Raw genomic sequence first — 767 nt, 5'->3', positions numbered from 1 at the left:
GGAAGGCGAATACGGCGGCGCCCAGCGCGGACACGCGCACGGACCAGAGGCGCCACGACTGGCGCCACTCGGCGATCAGCTTCACGATGTTTCTCCAGGAGAAGGCGGGCACCGCGCCCGCCAAGGATCAGGGGATCTGGTCGAGCAGGCTGGCCATGTCGGCCGGTACGGCCTTGGGGGTGGCTACCGTGCTATCGCCGAGCAGCTGGAGCGCGGCCTCGATCGGCCGGCGCGCCAGGCCACGTACGCAGGTGACGGACCCGGCCGACATGGCCGCGCCGCCGACGACCATCATGGCGCCGCCGATGATGTCCGCCATTACCGCCCCCTCTGGCTGGCGCGTTCGTCTTCACGGCGCGCGCGATCGGCGAGGTAGCTGACGTCGCGCGTCATGCCGACCAGCACCGGAATATAGGTCCGGTCGTTGGCTTCGGCCTGCGACGCCTGCGCCTTCAGCTGGGCGATGTCCTTGTCGACACCGCCCCGCCAGTTGCCGATCGCGATTAGATAGCCGCATACGGCGACGATCAGACCGGAGCATGTAGCGATCGCGCCAGCGATCGCGATCCAGCGCGGCGGCGCTGGCGCGGGGGTGTCGGGCATCGATGTCTCCAATCAGCCGTGCTGCACGTCGACCCACGGCCGACCGTCGCGGATCGCCCAGACGGCGCCGAGGCGGCGCATGTAGAGCGGCAGCGTCATGTCGGTTTCGCGCACGGCGGTGGCACCGATCCCGTCACCGTGAGCGACCGCGACGAGGTAGACAA

Annotated in this window: 2 protein-coding genes; both read right to left on the bottom strand. The window is 69.6% G+C overall.

Features of this window, described 5'->3' with window-relative positions; translation table 11 throughout:
• Positions 1 to 127: 127 nt before the first annotated feature.
• A complete protein-coding gene (locus tag ACGVWT_RS19190; protein ID WP_315463061.1) occupies positions 128 to 319 on the bottom strand; it encodes a hypothetical protein in 192 nt (63 codons plus the stop codon).
• Positions 319 to 603: a hypothetical protein gene (locus ACGVWT_RS19185; RefSeq protein WP_315462869.1), complete on the bottom strand. Its 285-nt coding sequence runs from the start codon at positions 601 to 603 to the stop codon at positions 319 to 321. The genes ACGVWT_RS19190 and ACGVWT_RS19185 overlap by 1 nt, the downstream gene beginning before the upstream one ends.
• Between the last annotated feature and the right edge of the window lie 164 nt (positions 604 to 767).

The organism is Sphingomonas sp. S6 (assembly GCF_043498045.1).
In the GTDB taxonomy this organism is placed as follows: Bacteria; Pseudomonadota; Alphaproteobacteria; order Sphingomonadales; family Sphingomonadaceae; genus Sphingomonas.
This window is presented reverse-complemented; position numbering and strand designations above follow the sequence as displayed.